Below are 4,736 nucleotides of genomic sequence, written 5' to 3'. Positions count from 1 at the left end.
AGTGACTCTGTCCATGATCTCCCTTTATGGACACAGTGACATTTGTGCCCAACGAAAGCATGGGGTGCGATGCGACCAGAATCTAGACGGTCAAGATCGGACGCTTACGCCTTTTGCGATGATTCGATTTACGAAAATAGGCAATTCACATGTTGTGTAATAAATATTTCTCAATATCAGCGTATGAGCGGCCCATGTCTGAATAAGACAATGCTGACCTATAAACGTCATTTTCATATATGAATAGACGGGCTGCGCTGTGTCCTTGATTGTTTGCTAATTCAGACATCGCGAGCCCGTCCAGATCGGCCCAGACCCCGCCGATCAAGGCTTCCATGGCCTCCACGCCCGCACGGCGAGGAATTCGTTGCCGTCATATGCGGACTGAATAAACAGACAAATCAAAAAAGTACTGAGCATATTGCAATTCAAAATTGTGCGGTTATGATGACGTTTCTGTAGGGATTTCCTGAACCCTTTGCTTCGCAAAGGCGAACGAAATATTTGCCGCCATTCGCCACAGGAGATGGTAATTAATGCTCCCGACGCATACAGACTCAATGGAGGAGACGATATGCTGAGTCCCCATGAATTCGCCACCTTAATGCTCATCAAGGACGCGCCGGATCAGATCGAACTGGGACGCGCCGAACTCGATGCGCTGCTGGAGCGTCAACTCATATCACTGGAACGCCTCGCGTCGGGCCATCCACGTCCCCATGTCACAAGCGAAGGCGCTTCCATTCTCAAGGCCGTCGCGCGTAGGCGCTAGGAAGTTGCGGCGCGTGCCGCCGCACCACGCGGCGAGTGCGCCGAAGACAAAGTAAGCGAAGCAGATTTAGTTGGACTTTAAGGCGTAGTACCTCTTGCTGTAACGACCCTCCGAAGTATTCGCGACGCATGCTGCCTGGCAGGCGTCCTTGCACTTCGGTCCATCCATTATTGTCATTCGCCGTGTTACATCCGGTCGATCGGGGTTTCGCGCGGCGTACTGAATCCTGAGGAATTTCAACAATGGCTCTATTGAGTCCCGAGCAAATCGCCGCATCACAGAAGGCCAGCCTCGACGCATTCTTCGGATTGACCGGCAAGGCCTTTGAAGGCGTCGAAAAACTGGTCGCACTGAACCTGCAGGTCGTCAGGTCCACGCTGGCGGAATCGAAGGAGAACCTGACAAAGGCGCCCGGTACAACAGACCCGCAGCAGTGGCTCACGTTGCAAGCCGGTTTCACCGCGCCTTTCGCGGAGAAATCACTGTCATACGGCCGTCAACTGTTCGACATCGCGTCAACGACGCAGGCTGAGGTCGCGCAACTCGCACAGACGCAGTACGAACGGTATAACGTACGCGTGCAGGAATTCATCGAGGAAGCGTCGAAGAGTGCCCCTGCGGGTTCAGAAGCAGCCATCGCCGCGTGGAAGACTGCAATCAGCGCCACCACCACGCTGTATGAATCGCTGCAGAAGACAGGACAACAGGCCGTGGAGATGGCCGGGACCAATCTCGAAGCCGTCACGGCCTCAGCGTCCAAGGCCGCCAAACGTAGTGCTGCCTAGTCGGCTGCCATAGCCGCGAGCGCGGAGCACAAAGACTCACGCGGGCAGCGATGCCCGCGTTATCGGTTTCGCATATATATGTAGGATTCCTTTTATTCATTTTGGATAAGGGTCCGGTTTTTCAATGCATCCAATTTCTGACTGAAGGCAGTGTTGCTCCAGACGAGCACGCCGCCAGTATTTGTGAGGACGATTCGATGGCAAAGCAGATCGCGGTAGTAACGGGTGGCATGGGTGGACTGGGTGAGGCGATCAGCATCAAGTTGCATGACGCCGGTTATGCGGTCGTCGTCACCTATTCGCCCGGCAACACCGGTGCGAACGAGTGGCTCGCGCGCATGGAAGCCGAGGGACGACAGTTCCGCGCGTACGCGGTCGACGTCGCCGACTACGACTCGTGCGAAAAATGCATGGCGCAGATCAAGGCGGAAGTCGGACCGGTTGACATCCTGATCAACAACGCCGGCATCACGCGCGACGCCAGCTTCAAGAAACTGGACAAGGTCAATTGGGACGCGGTGATCCGCACGAACCTCGATTCGGTGTTCAACATGACGAAGCCGGTGTGCGACAGCATGGTCGAGCGTGGCTGGGGCCGCATCATCAACATGTCGTCGATCATCGGCTCCAAGGGTGGGTTCGGCCAGACCAACTATGCGGCGGCAAAGGCCGGCATGCACGGTTTTACGAAATCGCTGGCACTCGAGGTGGCGAAAAAAGGCGTCACTGTCAACACGATCTCGCCGGGCTATATCGCGACGAAGATGGTGATGGCGGTGCCCGAGGAAATCCGCGAGACGAAGATCATTCCGCAGATTCCGGTCGGCCGGCTCGGGCAACCGGACGAAGTTGCCGCTCTCGTGGTTTACCTGTGCTCGCGCGAGGCGGACTTCGTGACCGGCGCCAACATCGCGATCAATGGAGGGCAGCACCTGCAGTGAACCCGAGAGATCCGCAATGGAGGTTCCGATGAGTGAAGCAGTGGCAACCGTCGTAGGTTCATTCGTGCTGGTGACGGCAACAGCGTTCGTCGCCGCTCACTATCACCGGGAGCAAATTCGCCGAAAACTGCTTAGACGGCTGGATTTCCATCGCGACGGGTGGGACTGGGGTAGCGCCCGGCATTGAATCTCTGCGCTCGCCCATGTTGCTGCGATCAAGGGGTTGATCGCATCGTTTCCTGAGTGGATGCGCACGTGCGTTTCATCCCGAACAAGAAGCTTGCAAAAGGCGTCGGGTCCATACATGCATTGAAATAATATGGATGCTTAACTGTCCGGCCGACCAATTCAGGATTGCCGAGTATGCCGTTGAGGCGACCTTGTCACGGGCGAATGAGTGTGGTGAATGGCGGCTACCGGCCGAGACAATTGTCGACTTCGAAGCGCTGCTGGTCCTTTATGATTCTCAGCTCGCCCGTGCGCCGTTGCACGAAGTGCTTGCGGCGGAGCAGAAGATCAGGACGCTCCTCGCGGGTACCACCAGTTCCCAGTTTCTGTGAATGCCTGATTCTGGCTGGTAGACAGCTCGTGTCGTCGAGGGCTATTCGGGAAGTCGACTTATGGTGCGACGCAATCGCTGAAGCTGGCCGGGCTTCAATGGTCGCTCTCCATAGAACCGGGCTCTGCGGCGGTCTGTGCTTCCCAGTTCATCCGGTGGCGTTTCACCGTCTCGCGATGCCGTTTGTCTTCTTCCTCATGCAGGTAAAGGCTGGTGGTGTTCAGCGAGACGTGACCGAGATTGTCGCGTACCGTGCGCAGGTCGACACCCCCGTCGGCCTGGTGCGAGCCCGATGTGTGTCGAAGCCAGTGCGCCGACGCGCGGTCCAGCTCATCGGCACGGTCCGCGAACTCCGGTCCGCAGGCGCGCAACCTGTCCGCCGCGTTGCCAAACACGCTTTTTATCGCGTCGTGCACGGCTGAGCGCGACATGCAGCGATGTTTTCCCCTGAACGGGATGACCAGCGGTGTGTCGTCGGTGCGGCCCGGAAGCGACGGCAGGCCGTTCGCCTTCCGGTAGCGGGTCAGCTCGGAGACCAGTTCGGGCGACGCGGGGACGATCCGCTCCCGGCCACCCTTGCCGCGGATGTCCAGCCACCACTGGTCGCGTCCGTCGGCGCCGAGCCGGCGCGAGAAGTCGCCCATTTTTCCGGTGGCGACCTCGGAGAGGCGCATGCCCTGCAGGTAGAAGAGGGTGGTCAGCCAGCGGCAGCGGGCGGCGTACGCCTGCTGCACCGCGGTGTCCTGTGGCAACTGTTCGACGAAGCCCTTGACCTCATCCCACAGCGAGACCGGCAGGTAGCGCGTGACCCGCGGCGCCGCGCGTTTTCCACGCTGCCGCAGCAATGCCATCGGGTTGCCGCGCAGGTAACCGGCGTCGACCAGCCAGGTGAACATGCCATTCAGGATGATCAGCGCCTGCTGCTGGCTGGCCGGCGACAGCGGGCCGTTGAACGGCCGCCAGCGCGCGTCATCACGTGGATACTTGCCGCCGGTGGCCGACACCCAGCGAGCTGCGGGTTGCGGATTGGCGAGGAATGCCCTGAACAGCAGCAGATCCTCGTGTGTGAGCGATGACAGCGGTTTGCCGAGTTGCACGACCGCCCACAGCAGGAGCCGCTCGGCTTCCTTGCGATAACTGTCGAAGGTCGTCTTCGTGTCAGCGTAGTTCGATAGCCAGGCGCGGACAGCGTCCAGATCGTTGGTGGCCGATAGCTGTGAGCCACCGATTGCGCCACGGTTGGCGCCGTGGCGACCGTCCAGGCGTTCCGGAATGACGAGGGACTCGACGGGCTGCACCGACGCAATCGGGGTATCTGACACGGTTCGGGCGGCTCCGGCGGGTGTAGCGCGGTGACGGCCGGCGCGTCCGGCCACATACACGACATTATAGGCCTAATGTCGTGTATGTCGTAGATATAGTTAAAAATAGTGCGTTTTACGTAGTATTATTTTAGAAATTCCCCGGAGCCTCCGCCGATGTCCGACGTCCTGCCCGACGAAACCCGTCTTGCCGCCGAAATCGACCGCCTCAAGGCCGCGCATCCGAAAACCCGTGAGCTGTATCGCGGGCTTTGTCACGTTGCCGAGGTGGTCGCGTAAAATCGGGAGATGAAAAAGACGAGATCTCTCTATCACGGCCATCGCTTCCCTGCGGTGGTGATCAGTTGTGCCGTTCGC

At 58.8% G+C, this 4,736-nt stretch carries 7 protein-coding genes and 1 pseudogene; 6 read left to right on the top strand and 2 right to left on the bottom strand.

The window, feature by feature from the left end:
• Positions 1–145: 145 nt before the first annotated feature.
• A complete protein-coding gene (locus tag KHO23_RS34740) occupies positions 146–337 on the bottom strand; it encodes a hypothetical protein (RefSeq protein ID WP_211617527.1) in 192 nt (63 codons plus the stop codon).
• A 237-nt stretch (positions 338–574) separates the two neighbouring features.
• On the opposite strand from KHO23_RS34740, the gene KHO23_RS34735 reads away from it, so the two are divergent.
• From KHO23_RS34735 to KHO23_RS34720, 4 genes are all read left to right on the top strand, one after another.
• The gene (locus KHO23_RS34735) at positions 575–772 is read left to right on the top strand and encodes a hypothetical protein (protein WP_211617526.1); all 198 of its coding nucleotides are present in this window, start codon (positions 575–577) and stop codon (positions 770–772) included.
• 242 nt (positions 773–1,014) lie between these two features.
• Positions 1,015–1,557: a phasin family protein gene (locus KHO23_RS34730; RefSeq protein WP_211617525.1), complete on the top strand. Its 543-nt coding sequence runs from the start codon at positions 1,015–1,017 to the stop codon at positions 1,555–1,557.
• A 197-nt stretch (positions 1,558–1,754) separates the two neighbouring features.
• Positions 1,755–2,498 carry an acetoacetyl-CoA reductase gene (gene phbB, locus KHO23_RS34725; RefSeq protein ID WP_211617524.1) on the top strand — a complete coding sequence of 248 codons (744 nt, stop codon included), beginning with the start codon at positions 1,755–1,757 and terminating at the stop codon, positions 2,496–2,498.
• A 28-nt stretch (positions 2,499–2,526) separates the two neighbouring features.
• On the top strand, positions 2,527–2,685 hold the full coding sequence (locus KHO23_RS34720) for a hypothetical protein (RefSeq protein WP_211617528.1): 159 nt from the start codon (positions 2,527–2,529) through the stop codon (positions 2,683–2,685).
• Positions 2,686–3,152: 467 nt separating this feature from the next.
• Here KHO23_RS34720 and KHO23_RS34715 read toward each other — a convergent pair whose 3' ends face one another.
• Positions 3,153–4,379 (bottom strand): tyrosine-type recombinase/integrase, encoded by a 1,227-nt coding sequence (locus tag KHO23_RS34715; protein ID WP_211617523.1) that lies wholly within the window; start codon positions 4,377–4,379, stop codon positions 3,153–3,155.
• A gap of 156 nt (positions 4,380–4,535) precedes the next feature.
• On the opposite strand from KHO23_RS34715, the gene KHO23_RS35525 reads away from it, so the two are divergent.
• Positions 4,536–4,658 (top strand): hypothetical protein, encoded by a 123-nt coding sequence (locus tag KHO23_RS35525; protein WP_268963981.1) that lies wholly within the window; start codon positions 4,536–4,538, stop codon positions 4,656–4,658.
• A 9-nt stretch (positions 4,659–4,667) separates the two neighbouring features.
• A pseudogene (locus KHO23_RS35760) lies at positions 4,668–4,736 on the top strand (IS6 family transposase); the annotation flags it as partial.

Source organism: Paraburkholderia haematera, assembly GCF_905220975.1.
In the GTDB taxonomy this organism is placed as follows: Bacteria; Pseudomonadota; Gammaproteobacteria; order Burkholderiales; family Burkholderiaceae; genus Paraburkholderia; species Paraburkholderia haematera.
Note: the sequence above shows the minus strand (reverse complement) of the source record. Positions and strands in the feature narration are given on the sequence as shown.

Excerpts from the sequence above, each read along its gene's own strand:
- KHO23_RS34740 (WP_211617527.1), bottom strand. The coding sequence starts at position 337 with ATGGAAGCCTTGATCGGCGGGGTCTGGGCCGATCTGGACGGGCTCGCG.
- KHO23_RS34735 (WP_211617526.1), top strand. The coding sequence starts at position 575 with ATGCTGAGTCCCCATGAATTCGCCACCTTAATGCTCATCAAGGACGCG.
- KHO23_RS34730 (WP_211617525.1), top strand. The coding sequence starts at position 1,015 with ATGGCTCTATTGAGTCCCGAGCAAATCGCCGCATCACAGAAGGCCAGC.
- phbB (WP_211617524.1), top strand. The coding sequence starts at position 1,755 with ATGGCAAAGCAGATCGCGGTAGTAACGGGTGGCATGGGTGGACTGGGT.
- KHO23_RS34720 (WP_211617528.1), top strand. The coding sequence starts at position 2,527 with ATGAGTGAAGCAGTGGCAACCGTCGTAGGTTCATTCGTGCTGGTGACG.
- KHO23_RS35525 (WP_268963981.1), top strand. The coding sequence starts at position 4,536 with ATGTCCGACGTCCTGCCCGACGAAACCCGTCTTGCCGCCGAAATCGAC.